At 49.1% G+C, this 22,072-nt stretch carries 24 protein-coding genes; 2 read left to right on the top strand and 22 right to left on the bottom strand.

What is annotated here, in order from left to right:
• Positions 1-14: 14 nt before the first annotated feature.
• The 13 genes from gcvP to A1sIIB106_RS03280 all read right to left on the bottom strand — a co-directional run bounded on the left by gcvP (position 15) and on the right by A1sIIB106_RS03280 (position 12,620).
• Entirely contained in the window at positions 15-2,822 is a 2,808-nt protein-coding gene (gene gcvP, locus A1sIIB106_RS03340; RefSeq protein WP_420021960.1) for an aminomethyl-transferring glycine dehydrogenase, read from the bottom strand.
• Positions 2,823-2,952: 130 nt separating this feature from the next.
• Positions 2,953-3,474: a MerR family transcriptional regulator gene (locus A1sIIB106_RS03335; protein WP_095677328.1), complete on the bottom strand. Its 522-nt coding sequence runs from the start codon at positions 3,472-3,474 to the stop codon at positions 2,953-2,955.
• Positions 3,475-3,602: 128 nt separating this feature from the next.
• Positions 3,603-4,133: a bifunctional nuclease family protein gene (locus tag A1sIIB106_RS03330; protein WP_095677855.1), complete on the bottom strand. Its 531-nt coding sequence runs from the start codon at positions 4,131-4,133 to the stop codon at positions 3,603-3,605.
• 44 nt (positions 4,134-4,177) lie between these two features.
• The gene (gene ftsR, locus A1sIIB106_RS03325; RefSeq protein ID WP_095677327.1) at positions 4,178-4,897 is read right to left on the bottom strand and encodes a transcriptional regulator FtsR; all 720 of its coding nucleotides are present in this window, start codon (positions 4,895-4,897) and stop codon (positions 4,178-4,180) included.
• A 77-nt stretch (positions 4,898-4,974) separates the two neighbouring features.
• Positions 4,975-5,436: an FHA domain-containing protein gene (locus tag A1sIIB106_RS03320; RefSeq protein WP_095677326.1), complete on the bottom strand. Its 462-nt coding sequence runs from the start codon at positions 5,434-5,436 to the stop codon at positions 4,975-4,977.
• A gap of 112 nt (positions 5,437-5,548) precedes the next feature.
• On the bottom strand, positions 5,549-5,923 hold the full coding sequence (gene gcvH / locus A1sIIB106_RS03315) for a glycine cleavage system protein GcvH (protein WP_095677325.1): 375 nt from the start codon (positions 5,921-5,923) through the stop codon (positions 5,549-5,551).
• 39 nt (positions 5,924-5,962) lie between these two features.
• A complete protein-coding gene (locus A1sIIB106_RS03310; protein WP_223299520.1) occupies positions 5,963-6,535 on the bottom strand; it encodes a CDP-alcohol phosphatidyltransferase family protein in 573 nt (190 codons plus the stop codon).
• A complete protein-coding gene (gene der, locus A1sIIB106_RS03305; protein WP_095677324.1) occupies positions 6,535-8,487 on the bottom strand; it encodes a ribosome biogenesis GTPase Der in 1,953 nt (650 codons plus the stop codon). Before der ends, A1sIIB106_RS03310 begins: the two co-directional genes overlap by 1 nt.
• 76 nt (positions 8,488-8,563) lie before the next feature.
• Entirely contained in the window at positions 8,564-9,649 is a 1,086-nt protein-coding gene (locus A1sIIB106_RS03300) for a prephenate dehydrogenase (protein WP_223299519.1), read from the bottom strand.
• A gap of 8 nt (positions 9,650-9,657) precedes the next feature.
• On the bottom strand, positions 9,658-10,023 hold the full coding sequence (gene aroH / locus A1sIIB106_RS03295; protein WP_095677852.1) for a chorismate mutase: 366 nt from the start codon (positions 10,021-10,023) through the stop codon (positions 9,658-9,660).
• A 281-nt stretch (positions 10,024-10,304) separates the two neighbouring features.
• Positions 10,305-11,018: a pseudouridine synthase gene (locus tag A1sIIB106_RS03290; RefSeq protein WP_095677323.1), complete on the bottom strand. Its 714-nt coding sequence runs from the start codon at positions 11,016-11,018 to the stop codon at positions 10,305-10,307.
• A 149-nt stretch (positions 11,019-11,167) separates the two neighbouring features.
• On the bottom strand, positions 11,168-11,719 hold the full coding sequence (gene scpB, locus A1sIIB106_RS03285) for an SMC-Scp complex subunit ScpB (RefSeq protein ID WP_095671085.1): 552 nt from the start codon (positions 11,717-11,719) through the stop codon (positions 11,168-11,170).
• Positions 11,712-12,620 (bottom strand): segregation and condensation protein A, encoded by a 909-nt coding sequence (locus A1sIIB106_RS03280; protein WP_095677851.1) that lies wholly within the window; start codon positions 12,618-12,620, stop codon positions 11,712-11,714. Before A1sIIB106_RS03280 ends, scpB begins: the two co-directional genes overlap by 8 nt.
• A 119-nt stretch (positions 12,621-12,739) precedes the next feature.
• Here A1sIIB106_RS03280 and A1sIIB106_RS03275 point away from each other — a divergent pair, with 119 nt between their 5' ends.
• Both A1sIIB106_RS03275 and A1sIIB106_RS03270 read left to right on the top strand, forming a co-directional pair.
• On the top strand, positions 12,740-13,624 hold the full coding sequence (locus A1sIIB106_RS03275) for a ParA family protein (RefSeq protein ID WP_095677322.1): 885 nt from the start codon (positions 12,740-12,742) through the stop codon (positions 13,622-13,624).
• The gene (locus tag A1sIIB106_RS03270; RefSeq protein ID WP_095677321.1) at positions 13,621-14,031 is read left to right on the top strand and encodes a hypothetical protein; all 411 of its coding nucleotides are present in this window, start codon (positions 13,621-13,623) and stop codon (positions 14,029-14,031) included. Before A1sIIB106_RS03275 ends, A1sIIB106_RS03270 begins: the two co-directional genes overlap by 4 nt.
• On the opposite strand, the gene A1sIIB106_RS03265 is transcribed toward A1sIIB106_RS03270, so the two are convergent.
• Genes A1sIIB106_RS03265 through A1sIIB106_RS03230 form a run of 9 tightly spaced genes read right to left on the bottom strand, consistent with a single transcriptional unit; the run spans position 14,028 to position 21,975 of the window.
• On the bottom strand, positions 14,028-14,951 hold the full coding sequence (locus A1sIIB106_RS03265; protein ID WP_095677320.1) for a site-specific tyrosine recombinase XerD: 924 nt from the start codon (positions 14,949-14,951) through the stop codon (positions 14,028-14,030). The genes A1sIIB106_RS03270 and A1sIIB106_RS03265 overlap by 4 nt on opposite strands.
• Entirely contained in the window at positions 14,941-16,029 is a 1,089-nt protein-coding gene (gene ald / locus A1sIIB106_RS03260) for an alanine dehydrogenase (RefSeq protein WP_095677319.1), read from the bottom strand. Before ald ends, A1sIIB106_RS03265 begins: the two co-directional genes overlap by 11 nt.
• A gap of 2 nt (positions 16,030-16,031) precedes the next feature.
• Positions 16,032-17,666 (bottom strand): CTP synthase, encoded by a 1,635-nt coding sequence (locus A1sIIB106_RS03255; RefSeq protein WP_095677318.1) that lies wholly within the window; start codon positions 17,664-17,666, stop codon positions 16,032-16,034.
• A 17-nt stretch (positions 17,667-17,683) separates the two neighbouring features.
• The gene (gene recN / locus A1sIIB106_RS03250; RefSeq protein ID WP_095677317.1) at positions 17,684-19,417 is read right to left on the bottom strand and encodes a DNA repair protein RecN; all 1,734 of its coding nucleotides are present in this window, start codon (positions 19,415-19,417) and stop codon (positions 17,684-17,686) included.
• Positions 19,410-20,264, bottom strand: coding sequence for an NAD kinase (locus A1sIIB106_RS03245; RefSeq protein ID WP_095677316.1), 855 nt, complete (start codon positions 20,262-20,264; stop codon positions 19,410-19,412). The genes recN and A1sIIB106_RS03245 overlap by 8 nt, the downstream gene beginning before the upstream one ends.
• On the bottom strand, positions 20,264-21,052 hold the full coding sequence (locus A1sIIB106_RS03240; protein WP_095677315.1) for a TlyA family RNA methyltransferase: 789 nt from the start codon (positions 21,050-21,052) through the stop codon (positions 20,264-20,266). Before A1sIIB106_RS03240 ends, A1sIIB106_RS03245 begins: the two co-directional genes overlap by 1 nt.
• A gap of 35 nt (positions 21,053-21,087) precedes the next feature.
• Positions 21,088-21,255: a hypothetical protein gene (locus tag A1sIIB106_RS07145; RefSeq protein WP_190277208.1), complete on the bottom strand. Its 168-nt coding sequence runs from the start codon at positions 21,253-21,255 to the stop codon at positions 21,088-21,090.
• On the bottom strand, positions 21,255-21,602 hold the full coding sequence (locus A1sIIB106_RS03235; protein WP_095677314.1) for a hypothetical protein: 348 nt from the start codon (positions 21,600-21,602) through the stop codon (positions 21,255-21,257). Before A1sIIB106_RS03235 ends, A1sIIB106_RS07145 begins: the two co-directional genes overlap by 1 nt.
• Positions 21,603-21,645: 43 nt before the next feature.
• Positions 21,646-21,975 carry a single-stranded DNA-binding protein gene (locus A1sIIB106_RS03230; RefSeq protein ID WP_095677313.1) on the bottom strand — a complete coding sequence of 110 codons (330 nt, stop codon included), beginning with the start codon at positions 21,973-21,975 and terminating at the stop codon, positions 21,646-21,648.
• Between the last annotated feature and the right edge of the window lie 97 nt (positions 21,976-22,072).

Here is a 22,072-nt window from a genome sequence, read left to right as displayed (position 1 = left end):
GGCCTAGGCGTTAATTAGGCGTAAGACTCGATCGGTGCACATGAGCAGACCAGATTTCGATCTCCATAAGCGCCATCGATACGGCCAACGCTCGGCCAATACTTACCGGCAGTTCCGATCAGTTCACCGCTTATAAGACCGCTAGCAGGCGCTGGAAAGGCTCCCATTTCGCGTGAATAACGACGATCCCATTGGCTATTAACGACGGCGCCTGATGTATGAGGTGCGTGGCGTAGCGCTGAATCTTCAACCGCAATAGCCCCAACAGTTATCTCAGAGATCTCGCGGTGGATCTCAACCATGGCGTTGATAAAGCGATCCATCTCCCGAACATCCTCGGATTCAGTTGGCTCAATCATTAAAGTGCCTGGAACTGGGAAGCTCATCGTTGGTGCGTGGAAACCAAAATCCATCAAACGCTTTGCGATGTCATCAACCGTTACACCGCTGACTTTGGTGATCTCACGGAGATCCAAGATGCACTCGTGGGCGATTAACCCGCCTTCACCTGTATACAAAATTGGATAGTACGGCGCTAACTTCTTCGCCATGTAATTAGCAGACAAGATCGCCACTTGAGTTGCATGCGTTAGCCCTGCTCCCCCCATCATTCGTATGTAACTCCAAGAAATCGGCAAGATACTTGCTGAACCAAATGGCGCAGCCGAAATCGGACCAGGTCCTGTTGCAGGTCCTGCTGTTTCATCCAGCGGATGGTTTGGCAAGAATGGCGCTAAGTGCGCACGTGCGATTACTGGACCTACTCCCGGTCCCCCACCGCCATGCGGAATACAGAATGTTTTATGGAGATTTAAGTGCGAAACATCTGCGCCAAACTTTCCAGGTTGCGCAAGACCAACTAACGCATTCAAATTTGCACCATCAACGTAGACCTGACCGCCTGCTGCATGTACCAACTCGCAGATTTCACCGATCGCAGATTCAAATACGCCATGTGTTGATGGATAGGTAACCATTAGCGCTGCGAGATTGGCGCCGTGTTCGGCGATCTTCTCTTTGATATCTGCAACTGAAACGTTTCCAAGCTCATCACAAGAGACAACGACAACCTGCATCCCGGCCATCACCGCACTTGCGGCATTTGTGCCGTGCGCGCTCGATGGAATCAAGCAAATAGTGCGGTGGTTATCACCGCGTGAATCATGGTAATTGCGGATTGCGAGCAACCCAGCAAATTCTCCTTGGCTTCCCGCATTTGGTTGCAGGGAAACTGCGTCGTAGCCAGTGATGGCAACTAACCAGTCAGAGAGCTCTTTAATCATTCGGCGAGATCCTGCGCTCTGGTTGGCGGGTGAGAATGGGTGCAGCGCCGAGAATTCAGGCCAAGTTACAGCTTCCATTTCAGTAGCCGCATTTAACTTCATCGTGCAAGAACCAAGCGGAATCATCGTGCGATCTAGCGCTAGGTCGCGATCTGAGAGCATGCGTAGGTAACGCATCATTGAAGTTTCGGAGTGATAGGTGTTAAAGACTGGATGTGCCAGATACGAACTCTCTCTTTGCGCGAAAGAAGGTAAACCACTCCCCTGCACTGATAGATCGATTGAGATACCAAAGATCTTTGCTAATTGGTTTAAGAGATCAACCGTGGTTGTTTCATCGAATGAGATACCGATTTGGGTCTGCGAAATCTTACGCAGATTGATTTTTAACTCTTCGGCGCTCTTCATAAATTTATCGGTGTAATCAACGTTTATTGTTAAAGTATCAAAGTAGCTTTCATTAGCAATCTTGACGCCCTTTGAAGTAAGTGCAGTTGCGAATATATGTGTAAGACCGTGAACGCGGTTGGCGATCTTCTTGAGGCCAACTGGGCCGTGCCACATTGCGTAGAAGGCGCTCATATTCGCAAGCAGTACTTGAGCGGTACAAATATTGCTAGTGGCTTTATCGCGGCGGATATGTTGTTCGCGAGTCTGCAACGCTAAACGAAATGCGGGATTTCCATGAACATCGACGCTCTGGCCGATTAAGCGACCGGGCAGTGAACGTTCTAAACCTGTCCGCACTGACATGAAACCAGCATGTGGTCCGCCGAATCCCATAGGGACACCGAAGCGTTGTGCGCTACCGATCGCGACATCTGCGCCCCACTCCCCTGGCGCCTTTAAAAGTGTAAGAGCCAAGAGATCCGTTGCTGCGATTAAGTAAGCATCTTTGCTATGAATTGTTTCCGCTAAATCAGAATAATCGTAAATCTCGCCAAAAGTGTTTGGGTACTGAACAAGAACACCGAAGTATTCGATGCCAGAAATATCAGCAGCGGACTTGATATCTACTTCAACAACTTTGATACCCAGTGGCTTAGCGCGAGTAATGACAACGGCTTTGCTCTGTGGGTGAAGTGATGAATCGACTACAAATACCGCATCGTCCGAGCCCTTGAAATTGCGGCGGGCCAGCGTCATAGCCTCGGCTGCGGCAGTACCTTCGTCGAGCATTGATGCGTTAGCAATAGTTAAACCGGTGAGATCGCAGACCACGGTTTGAAAAGCAAAGAGCGCTTCTAAGCGGCCTTGAGAGATTTCAGGTTGGTACGGTGTGTAAGCCGTATACCAGGCGGGATTCTCTAAAACGTTTCTCTTAATCACCGCTGGTGTAACTGTTCCGTAATAACCGGTGCCGATAAGTGAAGTAAAGACATGGTTCTCGGAAGCCATTTCGCGGAGTAATTCGATCGCTTCGACTTCAGTAACCGCACTAGGCAGATGCTTCTCCAGCGGTTCTTTCATCGCAATTGCAGAAGGCACGACAGCAGAAATGAATGTATCGAGTGATTTAAAACCAAGTTGCTCAAGCATCGCAACTTCATTTGCGTGCGTTGGACCTATGTGGCGATCAACAAATGCGCCATGTTCTAAAGTCAAAGCAACTCCCCCGATTAAGTTTCCAACTATCTAGATGGGAACATATTGGGGAAGAATATGTCTTTTAGGCGCCTTTCGCCTTTCGACGTAATGAGAGCTCGTCGTTACTTTCACCACCTGCTGTAACGATCTCGCCATTGAACTCGCCTTGCAGCGTTGCCAATGAACCCTCAACCTCATGCCAAACCTTACCCACTGCGATACCAAAAACGCCTTGACCGCCTTGCAGCAAGTCGATGATTTCATCTGGACTAGCGCATTCATAGATTGAAGCGCCATCGCTCATCAAGGTAATACTTTCTAACTCAGTAACTCCGCGACTGCGCAAATGATTTACGGCGGTGCGAATATTTTGTAAAGAAACTCCTGCATCCAATAAACGCTTAACGATCTTTAAAACGAGAATGTCGCGGAAACCATATAGTCGCGCTGTTCCAGAACCACTTGCAGTGCGAACACTTGGTTCAAGCAAACCGGTACGTGCCCAATAATCTAATTGGCGATACGAAATTCCAGCGGCTGAACATGCTGTTGCACCGCGGTATCCGATTTCATTCTGGCCATCGTGCGTAACTGGGGAGGTCACGTCGTTCTCGATTCTGCTCGGGGAAGCTTGGATGGGTTTCTCTTCTGGGCTAAGGCTACGAGCGAAGAGAGCTGTAAACAACGACCGACACGAGGCAAACCTCAAGTAGAGGGTGAGACTTCTGGCCCCTACCCTGCAAAGTCCTCCGGGTTGATCTGGTCGAGGAATTCACGGAAACGCTCTAAATCTAGGTCGGTCGCCGCGCCTTCCTTGGCTCCAGTTATATCTTCCACGCCCTCGACTTCCAAGAGGCGTTCTGGGATATCGATGCCAACCAGATCAAGAAGATCTGAATCGGCCAAGATATTGCTCTTGGTGCGAAGTGCGATCGCAATGGCATCAGATGGTCTAGCCGAAACCTTTAGCAAGGCAGATTGGCTATCGCGGATCTGAATCTCGGCGTAGAAGATCCCATCCTTTAATTCGGTGATGTGTACCGCGGTCATTGTTAGATCTGCGACCTCCAGGAGGTTGGAGATCAGATCGTGGGTCAGCGGTCGTTGCGCCGCCATTCCTTGCTGAGCAAAAGCGATCGCAGTTGCTTCAACAGCTCCTACCCAGATCGGCAAGAAACGTGAGCCTTCGATCTCTTTCAATAAAACTATCGGCTGGTTTGAGGGCATCTCAATGCGAACGCCGACGACTTCCATATTTACCAACATCAGATCGCCTTACCTGCCCCGTTAACTTCTGGCCGGGTCAATTACTGGCGAGGGCGATTAAGACCGGCGCGAACTAGCCCGGCATGTAAACGAATTGAAAGTGAGGCGATCTGCTTCTGAACTTCTTCAGCGCGCGCCTTTGAGTCGGCAGACTTCTGACGGTTAATCGGAGTGATCACTTGTTCGATCAGACCGATTTCGCGATCTGCGGCAGATTTAAAGGAACGAAGATGGCGCGCTTCGATTCCGAAACCAGCCATCTCGGCGACTGCTTTAGCAACAGCTAGAGCATCAGCATCGTAATGACGACCGCGCAGCGCGATGAAACCGTAGGACTCGAGTTCAACTAATTGGTCATCAACTAGGCCACTCGCCTTAAGCAGCTCTTCGCGAGATAGACGTAGATCGGATGTTGCACCAAATGATTCAGGTGATGCGGCGTTATCTACGGTTGTAAGAGTTGGACGAGGGGACGCGACTCCTCCAGCAGGAGCAGGATCTAAACCACGATCGAGGGCTTCTAAATTCTCTTTAATAACGCGCAGCGGAAGGTATTGATCACGCTGTAAAAGCAGCACGTAGCGAAGGCGATCAAGGTCAGCGGCGGTGAATTTGCGGTATCCCGAAGGTGTTCTCTGGGGTTCGATCAAGCCTTCTGATTCAAGGAAACGGATCTTAGAGATCGTTATATCCGGAAAATCTCCACGGAGCTTTGTTAAAACTTCCCCGATACTCAAATACGCGCGTGCTGGAACGCTCACGTTGTTCTCCCCTACTGCTAGTTAAGCGGTTGATAAATTCTCTTTAAAGCTTTTTTTACTTTCTTATTACTTGACTATTACTTGCTCTTGCTTGATGCCACGAAGAGCATATGAAACTTACCGATCTGAATCTCATCACCTGTAGTTAAGGGTGAGTTAAGAACCGACTGATTGTTTAGATATGTTCCGTTGAGGCTTCCTTGATCTTTAATGCTAAATGTCTTCTCTTCTTTAACGATAACTGCATGCTTTCTTGAAACAGTTACATCATCTAAAAAGATAGGTGATTCAACTGAACGCCCTATCGCGACCTCACTGCTATCAATCAGAAATCTCGCGCCCTTTGAAGGACCGCGATGGATTACGACCATCGCTCGGTCTGCTGGGCCTTCGATGACTGCGGTGATTGCTAAGCGATCAGTCTCGCTGGCAGATGAGAGAAGGGCGTTAAGTGCGCTCTCCGGGGAACCATCTACTACCGAACGAAGCCCGAGGTGGAGGGTGCTGGTGAGTTCGCCATTTGTATCTGGTTTAGCCATGCCACTCTCCCTTCGCCTAGCTTTCCTCGAGGTTCAACTTCAACCTGAGGCTGAACTTAGGGTGAGAAAAGGAAAAAATCAAGCGGAAAAAAGCTTGGGGATTGCCTGATTTCTACGCGGTAATTTGACGGTAATCGTCGGCAGAGAGTAAGCCGACTGGAGGCGCCGCGACTTCAATTTCTGCGAGCCAACCTGCGCCATAAGGATCTGAGTTGATTGTTTCTGGTGCGCTGTTGAGCGCTTCGTTGATCGCGACGATCTTTCCTGAAACTGGAGCGAAGATTTCAGAGACGCTCTTAGTTGATTCAACTTCACCGCAAACTTTATCTGCAACCACAGTTTCGCCAACCTTCGGCAACTGCACGTAGACGATGTCACCAAGTGCACCTTGAGCGTAATCAGTAATTCCCATACGGAATGTATTTCCCGATGCTAAAACCCACTCGTGCTCTTTTGTGTATTGCAAGTTATCTGGAATAGATGACACTAGAACTCCTCTTAATTAATGTTAATTAATGAGCGAAAACTATCGCGATTTGCGCAGGGATGTAACCGCAGCGCCGAGGTAAGTAACCCCGGTGAAAAGGTAGAGCGCAATCCCCCAGATCGCAAAGCTCCAACCGAAGATATAGGCGAGAGTTCCATACCAATTCGAATTTAGCGCGAGTAACAGAAATGGAAATGCATATAGAAGATTGAAGGTCGCCGCTTTTCCGAGATAGGTAACCTTAAGCGGAGGTAGAGACTTTACTGTCAGCGCCAGCGTTGCGATTGCGAGGACCAAGTCACGTACAACTAGAACAACGATCACCCACAACGGAATTGCCTCGCGCAGGTAGAGAACAATGAGAGTTGCAACGATATATAGACGATCAATAGCCGGGTCTGCTAATTCGCCAAAGCGTGATTCCTGGCCCCAAGCACGAGCGATTTTGCCGTCGAAATAATCGGTTGCTCCCCCGACCGCCAAAGTCAGAATCGCCCAGCCATCTGCTTCCAGGGCCAGTGCCAAGTAGATAAAGAGCGGAATCCCGAGGGCGCGCAGAAAGGTGAGCGCATTAGGAACGGTGACTAGCGACATCTTCTTCATTATCGTCATTAATCGCGCTCTTTTACTCGAATCGCGACCATAACTGGCGTGCCTGGGAAGCCGAACTCTTCGCGCAAACGACGTTCAATAAAGCGACGATAAGAAGGCTCGATCCAACCGCTGGAGAAGATAACGAACTTAGGGGGTGCGATACCGGCCTGTGTTGCGTAGTAAATCTTTGGTTGCTTGCCGCCACGAACTGGAGGTGGGGTCGCACCGATGAGGGCGCCCAAGAACGAGTTGAGTTTGGCGGTTGGAACGCGGCGTTCCCAGCTATCGATCGCGGTGCGAAGAGCTGGAGCTAAACGATCACGGTGCCAACCAGTCTTGGCGGCAACATTTACTCGCTGGGCCCATTCGACCTGATCAAGGTGGCGGTCGATCTCTTTATCTAATTGATCGCGGCGATCTTCATCGACGAGATCCCATTTATTCATCACGATCACCATCGCTTTGCCGGCCTCTTCGACCATGGTGATGACGCGTAGATCCTGCTCAGAAATTGGTAGCGAAGCATCTAGAACAACTACCGCACATTCACAACGTTCCAGTGCGCTCTGAGTGCGAAGGGTTGCGTAATAGTCAGTTCCGCTGGCTTGATTCGCGCGTTTACGCAAGCCCGCAGTGTCGATAAACCGCCAGATCGATCCCCCGAATTCAATCAATTCATCTACTGGGTCGCGAGTTGTTCCGGCGACATCATCAACGATTGAACGATTCTCGCCCGCAAGCGCATTTAGCAAACTTGATTTACCAACATTTGGTCGACCGATGAGTGCAATTTTGCGATAACCATCTTGAGTTTGTGCGCCACCAACTTCTGGCATCTCGCGCACGATGTAATCAAGTAAATCTCCGCTGCCACGACCATGAAGTGCAGATACAAATCGAGGTTCACCAAGACCAAGGTTCCAGAGCGCGTGTGCATCCGCCTCATCTACATCGCTATCAACTTTATTTGCGATAAGAACCATCGGTTTCTTAACTTTGCGAAGCTCCTGAACCAAAATGTCATCTTCATCTAGTGCGCCCACATGGGCATCAACTACGAAGGCGAGAACATCCGCCTCTTGCATTGCAAGTTCTGCAGATGCGCTAACTTGCACAGAAATTCCATCCGGCTTTGATTCCCAACCACCGGTATCCATAATTATGAAACGACGTCCGCCCCATTCGCATTCATACTGAACACGATCACGTGTCACACCAGGAGTATCTTCAACAATCGCTTCGCGACGTCCAATGAAACGGTTAATCAAAGTTGATTTACCAACGTTAGGTCGACCTAAAATTGCAACGATTGGAAGACCGAGCAGGGAACGCTCTTTCAATAACTCCCAGACGCGTTCTACCGTCTCTTCTAAATCCAGTTCTGTAGAGTCAATTAAAACTGCATCAGATGCTTTAGCTAAAGGAGATACTGCGCGATTCGAATCGATTTCATCGCGTTGGTTTAGAGATTCTGAAACGCTCGCCACTGGCGCTGCTATTTCGCTAGAACGTCTTGCGGCGCGAGCCGCGATATCTGCTTGTAGATAAATCTTCAACGGTGCATCTGGTGCAACAACCGTACCTATATCACGGCCTTCAACAACGATTCCGCGCTCCGCGCTATTTATCAATCTGCGTTGTAAAGTTAGAAGTGCGGCGCGAATTTCTGGAATTGCGCTAATTGCGCTAACGCTTTCAGTGACTTTTTCACTTCTAATCTCTGTAGATACATCAACATCTCCAACAAAAACTTTGGGATCTTTAGGATCTGCGATGAAGTGAATTGTGTTGTCGGCAAGAGCGGAGAGGATTTCATCAGAAGAGCTAATTTTTTCTCTGAGTGCCAACCATGCGACTGCACGGTACAAAGCGCCAGTATCTAAATAATTCCAACCTGCTCGTTGTGCAACAAGTTTTGATGTGCTGGACTTTCCCGCACCGCTTGGTCCATCGATGGCTACAACGATCATTTCTACTTACATCCCATCATTGCCCTGCGCGGTGTACTGCTTTGAAAATTCTTAGTGATAGTTACCAACAACTAGTCTATCTTGGAGCGTGAACGTTCCAACCCGACTCTTCGAGATGTTTCTGTAAGATGGCAGCATCGCTAGCCGATAGAGCAAGAGTTATTAAGCCCGTGAACTGACCAGGTGAGTGTTCGATTGTTAAATCTTCAATGTTGACTGAAGCTTTTGCACATTCATCAAATAACGCAGCGAGTTGTCCTGGCTTATCTTCAATAACCACCGGCAACTGCGTGTACTCGCGAGCCTTTCCACCATGCTTGCCAGGGATCTTCGATCGCCCCTCATTGCCCGCGGCGATAAATGAACCAACCTTCGCAGGATCATCTAGCGAATTAATAAGTGAACCAAGATCGTTTTGTAGATTTATTAATAGCGGCAAAATCTCTTGGGCGTTGCTGGAGATAATTTCTTGCCATAGCTCTGGATCCGAAGCGGCGATACGCGTTGTGTCGCGAAGGCCGGCGCCTGCAAGATCCAAGTCCTCTGACTTTGCCCCCTTGAGTTGCGCGGCCAAAAGTGAGGAGACGACCTGCGGCAGATGGGAAACCAATGCCACTGCCGAATCATGGTGGGCGGCAGACATCGATACCGGCTTTGCTCCTAGTGAGTTGATCAACCAGAGGCCGGCCTCGAGAACATCTGTCTCAACTTGGATTCCATCAGCAAAAGTTGGGCAGTAAATCCAGCTACGACCTTCGAATAAATCTGCTCGGGCGCTGGCGGCTCCCCCGACTTCCCGGCCAGCCATGGGGTGTGTGGCGAGAAAGCGCTTTGCCGCGCCGTTAATTCTTGATACTTCAACCTGAGGTTTAGTTTTCACACTAGCAATATCTATAAATTTAGATCCTGGGTTGAGTGCAAATTCTCCTTCAAAGGTCTCTGCGAGTGCGCTGGCAGGGATTGCGAAGAGGATTACCTCTGGCGCTCCTGATATCTCTGAGGCGATCAGATCTTGGGCTAATTTCTGGGCCTTTTGATCAAGGTCGAGCATCTCTACTTGGACTCCGCGGGAAGCAAGAGCCAAGCCGATCGATGTTCCGATAAGGCCAGAACCGATTATCCGGATTGAGCCAAACCCTTTGCCTTCATTTATCGCCATCATCTGCGCGCCTACTGAGCTATATCTCGGCGTAAAACCTTTGCTCCGCCTAGGTAGATATGGTTGATTTCTGACTTTTTTAGGTCACTTTCAACGTGAGCCATAATGCGAATAGTGCGTTCGAGCGAGCCGGGAACTCCGATTTCTACAGAACAGATGAGCGGAACATCAGTAAATCCAAGCTCACGAGCAGAGCTCGCTGGAAATGCTGCATTTAGATCCGGGCTGACGGTAAAGATCACCGAGATGAAGTCAACGGCGGTAATTGCGTTGGCCCGAAGCATCTCAGCCAACAGCTCTTTGGTGGCAGCGTCTATCGCCTCGGCGGTATTGGCCTGCGCCTGAACCGCCCCGCGTATCGCTCTAACCGTAGACATTGGCCAATAGTACCCGCAGAAAGTTGAACTGGTCATTATATATATCGCGTTTTATCGATATATCTAGTAAACGCTTTTACGATATCGATAAGCACCTAGTTAAGGCCTTCCTGAGAACCGCTCCACAACCGAAATTTCATGAATATCGATAAATAGTTAAAAACGACACAATTTATGCTCAATTTCGGCTATAAATATCGATAAATAGGTAAAAAATCGACTTCCGTAATTCATATCGATAAATAGGTTTATGGGCTTATATACCCTGTATAGATAAAACGTTATAAGTCTAAAGCCTTTTGTAGGTTTGCTAATTCACCTGCATTTAGATCTCGCCATCTTCCTTCAGGGGTATCTCCCAATGAGATGGGGCCGAAGTTCGTACGGATCAATCTAAGTACGGTGACATCGACTGCCTCCATTAGCCGGCGGATGATGTGGTATCTGCCTTCGTGGATTGTGACCTCTAGCCACTGGGGACTCAACTGTTTAAATGAGAGAACTCGGCCAATTCCATCCTCAAGCTCGATCCCCTTCAAAAGGGTCTTCTCAGCCCCAACCGGGAGCTTTCCATCAAATTCAATAATGTAGGTCTTTTCCAGCCCAAAAGACGGGTGGGTGGCTCTAAAGGTTAAATCCCCGTCATTGGTCAGCAGGATTAGCCCTTCAGAATCCTTATCAAGGCGTCCCACGTGGAAAAGGCGCTCTTTTCTAAGGTCAATAAAGTCTGCTAATGAGGGGCGACCTTCCGGGTCAAACATCGTTGACAGAACGCCTTTAGGTTTATGAAGTACAAGATAAGACTTAGTTATTGAGCGTGTAATTGTCTCACCATCTACCATGACTTTCACCATTTGTGGGTCAAACCTGGCGCCCAGCTCACGACAGACGAATCCATCCACGCTTACTCGACCATCCATGATTAACTCATCGGCTCCGCGACGGCTCGTAATTCCAGCGTCGGCGATAATTTTATTTAGGCGCATTTCGGCCATTTGGCTATCCATTCTCGACAGTCATTAGGGGCGCTCCCCCACACTGATGGTCCTCGATTGCTAATCCATCAAGGGGAAGTTGAGACGTGAGTCTACGCCAAAGCAGGCGTAAGGGTCAAAGTAGGGGCCAGACTGAGCGTAAAAGCGGCTTAGTCGGTGAGTGATTCCAAGATCTCATCAAGGCGATCGAGATCCGGCAGGTATGGAGCCAGCGCTGGCAGATCGCCAAGTGAGTTAAGTCCGAGTCTCTCTAAGAAGTAGCTGGTGGTCTTATACAAGATCGCCCCGGTCTCAGGCTCTAGCCCTGCCTCCTCGACCAGCCCTCGGGTAACTAAGGTCTTCATCACTGCTTCAACGTTTACGCCGCGGATCGCCGATACGCGGGCACGCGAGACCGGCTGGCGGTAGGCGATGACAGCAAGGGTTTCGAGCGCTGCCTGAGTAAGGCGGTTCTGCTGGCCATCTAGAACAAATTTCTCCACCACAGCCGAGCATTCTGGGTGGCTGTAAAAACGCCATCCTCCGTTGATCGCCTTCAGGGAGAAGCCACGGCCCTCGTATGAACCGGTTAGGTGTTCAAGCGCCTCGACTACCTCGTCGACGGTACGTTCTAGAACTGAGGCCAGGGTTAGCTCGGTAACCGGCTCATCTACGACCATCAGGATCGCCTCGATGGAACGCTCGAGTTCGGGATTAGACATTTTCTCCACCTTCTGTCTCATTTACTACGCTTAAATCTGGGGTTTCGTCCTCTGGTTCATCGCTGGCTCCGTCATCAAGCAGGGTGACTGGGATATCGAACTCATCTGAAGCAGCGACCTCGCCCTCATCTGAGCCGGTCCAGCTGATCTGGAGCTCACCGAGGGCAATTACCTGCTCAAAACGGAGCGCACCCTGGCGATAAAGATCGAGCAGGGCTAGGAACCGGGCAACGACGACCAGGGTTGAGTCCGCATCAGAGCAGAGGTTTCGGAAACTTAGTGTGCGGGACTTGCGAAGGGCCTCAACTACCCGCTTTGACTCCTCAGTCACGCTCACCAGGCTGGTGTGGAGGTGTTCTACAGCAACGACAGGTGGGGTTTTAGGGGTAAGTACGCGCTCAGCAATGGCGGCAAAGCGCGGTGCGCCTACCCCGATCAGGACCTCAGGCAGAAGCGCGGAAAGGGCGGGATCCAGGGCTACAACGCGGGCAAATGACTTATCGGCGGCTTCAATGCGCGCGGCAAAGGTCGCTGCGATCTCCTTAAAGGCGCGATATTGGAGCAAACGGGCAAAGAGGATGTCGCGGGCTTCGAGCAAGGCTAGGTCTTCTTCATCTTCGATTTCACCGCTAGGCAAGAGGCGGGCTGCCTTTAGATCGAGCAAGGTCGCAGCGATAACCAAGAACTCGGTGGCTTGGTCTAAGCGCCAGCCTTCACCAGAGGCCTCAAGAGCTCGGATAAAGGAGATGAATTCATCGGTAACGATGCTCAGCGAGACCTCGGTGATATCCATCTTGTGGCGCGAGATGAGCTGGAGCAGGAGATCAAAGGGGCCATCAAAGTTATCTAGGTGGACGTTAAAGGGAGAACTCTCGATCGATACGTCAGAGCCCCCGCTCATATCCGCTGCGCTTAAATCTGCAGGGCTTATCTCGATATCCACCTGCGAACCTTACTTCTTTACTTGCTCAAATCTGCGCATGGAGCGTAGAGTCGCGCCAACAGAAAGAGGTTTCTCGCTTGAACGCTAAATCGACATTTGATGATGATGTGGCAACTACCGCCACTCTTCTCGGGCGCGAACCGAAAAACTTCCGCGTTCCGCCAGCCCCAGTTGAGGGCCAGCCAGCGAAGATCATCTCGATCTTTAATCAAAAGGGCGGCGTAGGTAAGACAACTACAACTATCAATCTCGGTGCAGCCATTGCAGAACTTGGTCGTCGCGTACTGCTCGTTGACTTCGACCCACAAGGCGGATTATCGCTAGGCCTTGGAGTAAATGCGCACGCGCTACCACTTGAGAACACTGTCTATTACGCCTTGATGACACCGGATGCGAATATCGATGAGATCGTCCTTAAATCATCTGTTGCAAATCTAGATTTCCTTCCTGCTAACCGCGACCTCGGTACCGCTGAAACAACTCTTGGCGCTGAAATTGGCGGACAACAGTATTTAAAGCGCGCACTTGGTCGCCTAAAGGATCGTTACGACGTTGTCTTGATCGACTGCCAACCAACAATGGGACAGCTAACGATCAACGCACTTGTTGCATCCGATGAAGTTATCGTTCCTCTGCAATGTGAATATTTTGCACTTCACGGATTTATTGAACTCAAGGGAAACATCGAGAAAGTTAAGAGCTTCCTAAACCCTGATCTAAATCTCATTGGAATCCTTGCGACGATGTACGAGAAGAAGACACTTCACAACCGCGAGGTATTGACTGCGATCTTGGAAAAGTATCCAGATGATGTCTTTGAAACAATTATCGCTAAAACTATTCGTTTCTCAGAAACAACTGTCGCCGGTGAACCAATTACTAGTTATGCATCATCATCAGGGGGCGCTGCTTCTTATCGCAGATTAGCCCGTGAACTAATTGCCCGAGGAGGCGCACGATGACACGTAGAGCAAGCTTGCCTGGAGCAGATGAACTCTTCCGCGCGAATACGCCCGCACTTAGCGCAGTTCGCCAAGTTGTTGAAGAAGCCCAAGAAGTCAGCAAGCCAATTGGTGTTGCAGCAACAGCTCCGAAGACAAAGAAGGGAGTTCGCTCAACGCCACGTCGTCGCGTTACAACAGTTGATCGCTCTCCTTCGGGTCGCGAAAAACACGATGAGAAGATCACCGTTTACTTATCTCCAGATGAGTTGTTTGATCTCGATCAAGCACGACTTACTCTGCGTGGAGATCTAGGACTTGCCGTAGATCGCGGTCGAATTGTTCGTGAATCAATCGCAGTAATCGTTGCTGATCTTGAAGCTAAAGGCGATCAATCGATTCTTGCTCGTAGACTCCGCGGAATTTAATTAGCCCGCGGGTGCGCGGTTGCATAGGCTTCGCGCACTTTATCTATCGTAATCAGGGTATAGATCTGAGTTGTGGTCACTGAAGCATGCCCCAACAACTCTTGAACCACGCGAATATCAGCACCACCGTCTAGCAAATGCGTGGCATAGGAATGTCTAAAGACGTGCGGAGAAACTTTGCCGGATAAGCCAGTTGAATCTGCGGCATCCGAAATCATCTGCCATGCGCTCTGTCGCGAGAGGCGGCTCCCCCGTTGATTTAAGAATAGTGCGGTCTCAACCCTTGCTGATTTACTTTTAGTCAGCAGGTTCGGTCTAATTCGAACTAAATACTCATCGAGAGCGCTCTTTGCGAAACTTCCAAGGGGCACAATCCGCTCTTTTGATCCCTTACCTCTCAACTTCAGAGTCGTTATGGGATTGCCTTCGATATCACTCTGCGCAAAATCGTTGATGTCGATTCCGACAATCTCACTCACGCGCGCCCCCGTGCCATAGAGAAGTTCGATGATCGCATGATCACGGAGCGAAATAGGATCACCTTCACGCTTTGTGGAATCAATAAGTGAAGTAATCTCTTTAATCGTCAGCGCCTTCGGTAGACGGCGTGGTACTTTCGAACTCGCTACAGCGCTAACTGGATTATTTGTTGAAAACTCTTGCGCTAGATATTTGTAGAAACTCTTTAACGCCGAGATGTTGCGGTTGATACTAGTAACTGCCATTCCTAAACCTTTAAGCCAAACCTCGAAACTGATAATTTCATCTTCACTCAAACGCTCAAAATCTAACTTTTCAAAAACTAGATACTCAGAAAATTTGGCAAGGTCTCGTTTATAGGCAGATATAGAGTTGCTTGATAAACCGCGTTCAATAGTTAAATGATCAACAAAAGATTGGAGCGCGTTTTCAAACTTCATAACCGTGCGCCAGCGCAACTGCGTTATAGCGAATCTTTCCGGCATGAACGTTTAGCCCACGATCGAGAGCCGGGTCTTCCTCAATTGCTCGCTCCCATCCCTTATTTGCAATGGCTAGGGCGTAAGGCAGCGTCGCATTTGTCAGTGCATAGGTTGAAGCAACCGGAACCGCACCTGGCATATTTGCCACGCAATAGAAGACCGAACCATGAACATTAAATGTTGGTTCGGCATGGGTAGTTGGTTTGGAATCTTCGAAACAACCGCCTTGATCGATAGCAATATCTACCAATACCGACCCTGGCTTCATCTGCGCGACCTGGGCATTAGTGACAAGCTTCGGAGCTTTAGCGCCATGTACCAGTACTGCACCTACAACTAGATCAGCGTTCTTGATCTCACGATCAATCGCATGCAGAGTTGAAGCAAGCGTCTTAATTCGTCCGTTATAGAGCGAATCGATATAGGCGAGCCGCGGCAGCGAACGATCGAGAACTGTTACATCTGCTCCCATTCCCATCGCAATAACTGCAGCATTTAACCCTGCTACTCCCCCACCAATTACAACAACTTTTCCGGGGGCGACTCCGGGAACACCGCCTAATAGAACGCCACGACCACCATTAGGTTTCTGTAAGGCGTACGCGCCAACTTGCACAGATAGACGACCAGCTACTTCGCTCATCGGAGCGAGCAATGGCAAAGTTCCATTAACTTCCACAGTTTCATAGGCGATAGCCGTAGTGCCGCTCTTCAATAACGCATCGGTGCAAGGTTTGCTTGCCGCTAAATGCAAGTAGGTAAAGAGGATCTGACCTGAGCGAAGCCTTGGATATTCAACCTCTATCGGCTCTTTTACCTTCAGAATTAAATCTGCTTCTCGCCATACTTTCTCAACATCTGCTTCGATACGCGCTCCTGCTGCAACAAAATCTGCATCACTAATTGAAGATCCAACTCCTGCGCCTTTTTCAACAACTACTTCATGGCCGCTACGAGTAAATTCAAAGACACCCTCGGGCGTTAGCGCGACCCTAGATTCGTGAACTTTAATCTCTTTAGGAACGCCAACTAACATTTTTAGCCTCTCGATTTAATCGCTGCCGCAATTAGACCAATAAATAGCGGATGAGGACGCGTAGGTCTAGAACGCAACTCAGGGTGGGCTTGAGTTCCCACGTAGTAAGGATGTACCTCAGAAGGAAGTTCTACAAACTCCACGAGGTCGCGTTCCTTATACATTCCTGAGAAAGTAAGGCCAGCACTTGAAATCTGATCTCGGTATTGATTATTCACTTCATAACGATGGCGATGGCGTTCGGAGATCTCTTCTGTGCCATAAGTCTTAGCCACGATCGAACCTGGCTTTAACGTTGCGGTGTAGAGACCAAGGCGCATCGTGCCACCCATATCTGCTTGACCAGAAACTATCTCTTTCTGGTCATCCATAGTTGCTATGACATGTGTGCCAGATTCTGGAGAAAATTCTGCAGAGTTAGCATCTTTAATTCCAGCTAAATTGCGCGCTGCTTCGATGACCATGCACTGCAAACCTAAGCAGAGTCCGAGAGTTGGAATCTTGTTTTCGCGAGCAAATTTAAGCGCGCCTAACTTGCCTTCGATTCCACGTACACCGAAACCTCCAGGAACGCAGATCGCATCTACTTCGCCAAGGGCCTTCTTCGCACCTTCTGGTGTTTCACAGTCATCGCTAGGTATCCAAATTATTGAAACCTTTGCATTATTCGCAAAACCACCAGCGCGCAGCGCTTCGGAAACAGAGAGATAAGCATCAGGTAGATCGATGTATTTTCCAACGAGAGCAACTTTTACTTGATGCTTTGGATGATGAACTTTTTCAAGTAAGTCATCCCATTCGCCCCATTGAACTTCATGTCCACCTAGAGATAAACGACGTACAACGTAAGCATCCAGCCCTTCAGAGAAGAGCACCTTTGGAATGTCATAGATAGATGGTGCATCTACCGCCGCGACGACCGCTTCTACATCAACGTCACACATAAGTGAAATCTTCTTCTTTATGCCGATTGGAATTTCACGATCAGAGCGAAGTACCACTGCATCGGGTGCGATACCGATACTGCGTAGTGCAGCAACTGAGTGTTGAGTTGGTTTCGTCTTTAACTCACCTGATGGACCGATATAAGGCACAAGTGAGATATGTAAGTAGAAGACGTTATCGCGTCCAACTTCTTGACGCATTTGACGTGCTGCTTCTAAGAATGGCTGGGATTCGATATCTCCTACTGTTCCGCCGATTTCAGTGATAACAACATCTACATCAGGAGATGACATGGCGTGCATACGTTCTTTAATCTCATTGGTGATATGGGGAATTACTTGAACCGTCTCACCTAGGTATTCACCACGTCGCTCGCGCGCAATAACGCGGGAGTAAATCTGACCTGTTGTTACATTCGCTGAGCCCTGCAAGTTGCGATCTAGAAAACGTTCGTAGTGGCCAATATCGAGATCTGTTTCAGCGCCATCATCGGTAACGAAAACTTCACCGTGCTGAAATGGGTTCATGGTGCCGGGGTCGACGTTTAGGTATGGATCAAGCTTCTCCATGGTTACGCGAATACCACGGGCAACTAATAGCCTGCCAAGACTTGAGGCGGTGAGCCCTTTACCGAGACTTGAAGCTACTCCACCGGTTACGAAAATATGTTTAGTCACATGCGCTTGGCCCATGGAAGACAAACTTATCACTACTTTCGGGCTTGGCCCCGCATCGCCAGTAGCTCGGCGGCGTGTTCGCGCGCACTTGTCGACTCTTCAAGACCTGCGAGCATTCTTGCTATCTCTTCAACGCGGGATGCGGCATCTAAAGCCTGAACATCTGAGGCGGTTACAGTTCCATCGCTACTCTTCTTAACAACGAAGTGGCTATCGGCCCAAGCTGCAACCTGTGGCAGATGTGTGACAACGATAACTTGTGTGTGTTGTGCAAGAGCAGCGAGTCTGCGACCGACTTCGATCGCCGCTTTACCGCCAACGCCTGCATCGACTTCATCGAAGATATAAGTACCAACCGGATGTGTTGCAGCAAGGACAACTTCTAGGGCCAACATAATGCGTGACATTTCGCCGCCGCTTGCGCCCTTGCCCAGTGCAATTAGCGGACCATCTTTATGGCCTTGGATCTGCATTGAAACTTCATCACAACCAAGTAGCGTGAAATCAGATTCCCTGAGTGCGCCTTTGTAATCTGGTGAGTTAACAGAAACTGAATATTGAGTGTGCGGCATCGAAAGTTGATGAATTTCTTCGGAGACTGCTTGCGAAAGTTTGCTTGCCCCCGCAGCGCGAACTTGGGTCAACTTCTCTGCCGCCGACAAGAGTTTCTTCTTGATATCGCCAAGTTCCTTATCTAACTCCGCGATACGTTCATCGCCACCCGTTAGATCCTCGATCTCAATCTTTGCGTTCTTTGCCTTAGCCGCTAGTTGAACTAAATCTTCGTCGGGATCGGCTGAAGAGCCCCACTTCTTTAGGAAGGCTGCAAGTTCAGCTTTACGAGCCTGCAATGTGTCGAGTTGCCCGGGGTCTGCTTCAAGTGATGCGAGATAAGAAGATAGGTCACGTGCTGCATCATCAATTAGGAAGAAGCCTTCTGCGATACGAGATGCAATCTCATCCAACTTTCCATCTTTACCTTTCGCGACATCTAGGAAACGACGTGCTGCACCCAGTGAAGTTAGCGAACCTTCTTCTTCATTTGCTATGGCTTGGCTTGCGCCATCTGTTGCAACTCTCAGATCCTCAACGCTAGAAAGACGAGAAATTTGATCGTTCGTTGAGGCTACTTCACCACGTACCGCTTTGAGCTTTACCCAGGCTGATGAGAATTCCTGCAACTCTGCTATCTGAGAATCGCGCTTACTAACGCTCTCGCGCATCGCTTTAATGCGCGCCTTTAGATCGTTATATTCGTTGAAAGTTAACTGATAGCGCTGAAGTGCCTTGGAAAGATCGCTACCAATAAATCGATCAAGTAGTTCACGCTGTCTTGCTGGCTTAACAATTTGATGATTCGCCGCTTGTCCATGAATCTCAACTAAATGATCGGCAAGTGAGGAAAGCGTTGCTGCTGGAACGTTTGCACCACCAGCAACTGCCTTGCTTTTTCCATCGGCATTTACAGTACGAGTTAAAATCAGGGTTCCATCTTCAACATCGGCGCCGGACTCGATTGCGATTTCGGCGATTGTCTTATTAACGGAGAACCGCGCTGAGGCCAATAACCGTTCACTACCGTGACGTACTAACGAGCTATCGCTCTTTCCGCCAAGAACTAATTGAAGAGCGGTGAGAATCATTGTCTTTCCAGCGCCAGTTTCGCCAGTTAAAACATTTAAACCGGGGCTTAATTCAAGTGAAGATTGATCGATAACGCCGATCGAGCGAATTGAGATTTCCTCTAGATGAGAACGATCACTCACCGCGCCAACCTTCAATGGGAAGTTTAAATTTAGCCACCAATCGATCAGTAAAGAGCGTTGGTTTGATATGTGAAAGCTTGATCACCGATGAATCACGAGTAATCAAGATGCGATCCGACAATTGGAGAGGAAATTTACGTAGCGAATCCGATGATAGAAGCGCATCGCTGGATTCGATATCTACGATAATTTCAGATTTTGGTGAAACAACCATTGGACGAGAAAAGAGGGCGTGCGCTGAAATTGGTAGAAGTACGAGCGCATCGATTTCGGGCCAAAGAACTGGACCGCCTGCGCTAAATGCATATGCAGTTGAACCAGTTGGCGTTGAGCAGATGAGTCCATCGCAGCCCCAGCGAGAGAGCGGGCGTCCATCGATCTGCACAAAGAGTTCAACCATCGTTGTTCCGTTGCGTTCGACGGTAACTTCGTTAAGCGCCCAACCTGTATCTACAACTTTTCCGGCTCGCTCTACCGAATACTTTAAAACCATGCGGTTTTCAGTTACATAATCTTTGGCGATAACGCTTGCTGCAATCTCAGAGAGCGCAGGTTTTTCAACTTCTGCCATAAATCCAACATGGCCAAGGTTGATGCCAAGAATTGGAATATCTTGGCGGCGCGCGATTTCAGAACCACGAAGGATCGTGCCATCTCCCCCGAGAACTAGAACAACTTCAGCCTTTGGAAGATCTTCAGCTGGATGTTGAGAAATTCCAAGGATCGAAATTTCTGATGGAGTTGAAAGTGTGAAGCCATCTTTAAGAAGGATTTGTGAGATCTCTTTTGTTGCAGCCACTGCTTCTGCGCGGGATGCGTTAACAACAAATATGGCATGACGTGACATTAGGCCGGTCCCATCGCTATCGCTTGATCGACAGAGGCTTCATCTATTGCTGGTGCTCCGCGACGAAGCCATAAGAAGTATTCAACGTTTCCGGCAGGGCCAGGAAGTGGTGATGCCGCGATTCCCATAGTGCCGAGTCCAACGTCATAAGCAGATTCGGCGACATCGAGAACAGCTGATTTACGAAGCGCTGGATCGCGTACAACTCCGCCTGCACCCAACTTCTCGCGGCCAACTTCAAATTGTGGCTTAACCATCAAGACGAAATCAGCGCTGGGCTTTGAGACTGCAGCGAGTGCAGGAAGAACTAAAGAGAGTGAGATAAAGGAGAGATCTGCAACGACCAAATCGATTTCTTCACCCACCATATCCCCCGTTAAATGGCGGATATTTGTGCGATCCAGGATCTTCACGCGAGGATCTTGGCGAAGTTCCCAAGCAAGTTGCCCATAACCAACATCGACTGCAACGACCAACTTTGCACCTTGGCGTAGAAGTACATCGGTGAAACCACCAGTGGACGCACCCGCATCGAGACAATTTTTTCCTTCAACAACAACGTCCTTAAAAACTTCTAAAGCACCCGCTAATTTATGTCCGCCACGAGAAACAAAATCATCACGGTCACCTTGAATTGTTATCGAAGTTTCGGCATCTACCTGTGTTGCCGGCTTTGTTGCTGGGATTCCTCCAACTAATACCGAACGAGATTCGATTAGATCGGCTGCATGCTCGCGTGAGCGAGCTAGTTCGCGACGAACTAGTTCAGCATCTAAGCGAGTCTTCATCTCATTTACTTTCTTTAAGTACTTCGATTAAGCCTTTAGAGGCCGTCGATTGAGTTAAGCGCTTCTTGCAACTTGCCATGGAGCGCAGCAAAACGAGCAGCGTGTTCTGTTAGATCGGCAGTATCGATCTCGCTGAGTTCGATCTTCACTTCTTCTACTAGTGAAGGAGCGGAATCTTCTGAAGTGTTGAATTCATTCGACATTACTTTTTAACCGCCTTCTTCTTTGGAGCGCTCTTCTTCGCAGCAGATTTTTTAGCTACTGGTTTCTTGGGTGCGGTCTTCTTTGTTGAGGCCTTCTTTGTTGAGGCTCCGCTCTTCATCGCAGAAACCTGTGCCGCTAAACGATCGAACTCATCACGTTTTACAAATCCCATCTTGGCAACGCTCGCTTCAACTTCTTCATGGATCTTTGATTTAAGGGCATCAGCGCTCTCGCGCGCCCAACCATTTAGAGCAGCAGCAACTTCTGCAGGAGATTTCTCTCCTTCCGTTACCTTTGAGATGTAAGTACGAAGCGTTGAGAAGAGATCGTTCGAGGATTTAGCCATGTCTCTAGCCTATCCAATAAGCCAGAAGTAGGCCTTTTACGCCTTAAAGACGAGAGATCTCTGTCGCTTCGACCTGCCAACGAGATGCCAACCCACCCGGGGACTGCCAGAAGCGGCGATGGATGCTGCCAGAAATCTCTACCCACTGATCCGCCTTAAGCGTTAACGCTGTTTTACGTGACTTAGCGCTCCAGGCTGCGATATCTAAAGTGTCAACGCCTTCGCGTTCTGTGCGAGTAACAATCAAACGGAACTCAACAACCTTGTCACCGCTGGGCAATTCCTTCGTTGTCGCCTCGGCCGAGACTCTCCCCCGCAATAGCAAATCATTTAGCGAGTGATCGATAACTTCTTCAACAACTTTCTTAACCATCTCTTACTCCTAGTCTAAAAAGTACGCGATTGCGTAAGGAGGAGATAGTGAACTAAGGCTGTGACAAAAAAGGAGTTGTTTGAGGTTCGGTGTGGAT

Source organism: Candidatus Planktophila lacus, assembly GCF_002288325.1.
In the GTDB taxonomy this organism is placed as follows: Bacteria; Actinomycetota; Actinomycetes; order Nanopelagicales; family Nanopelagicaceae; genus Planktophila; species Planktophila lacus.
Note: the sequence above shows the minus strand (reverse complement) of the source record. Positions and strands in the feature narration are given on the sequence as shown.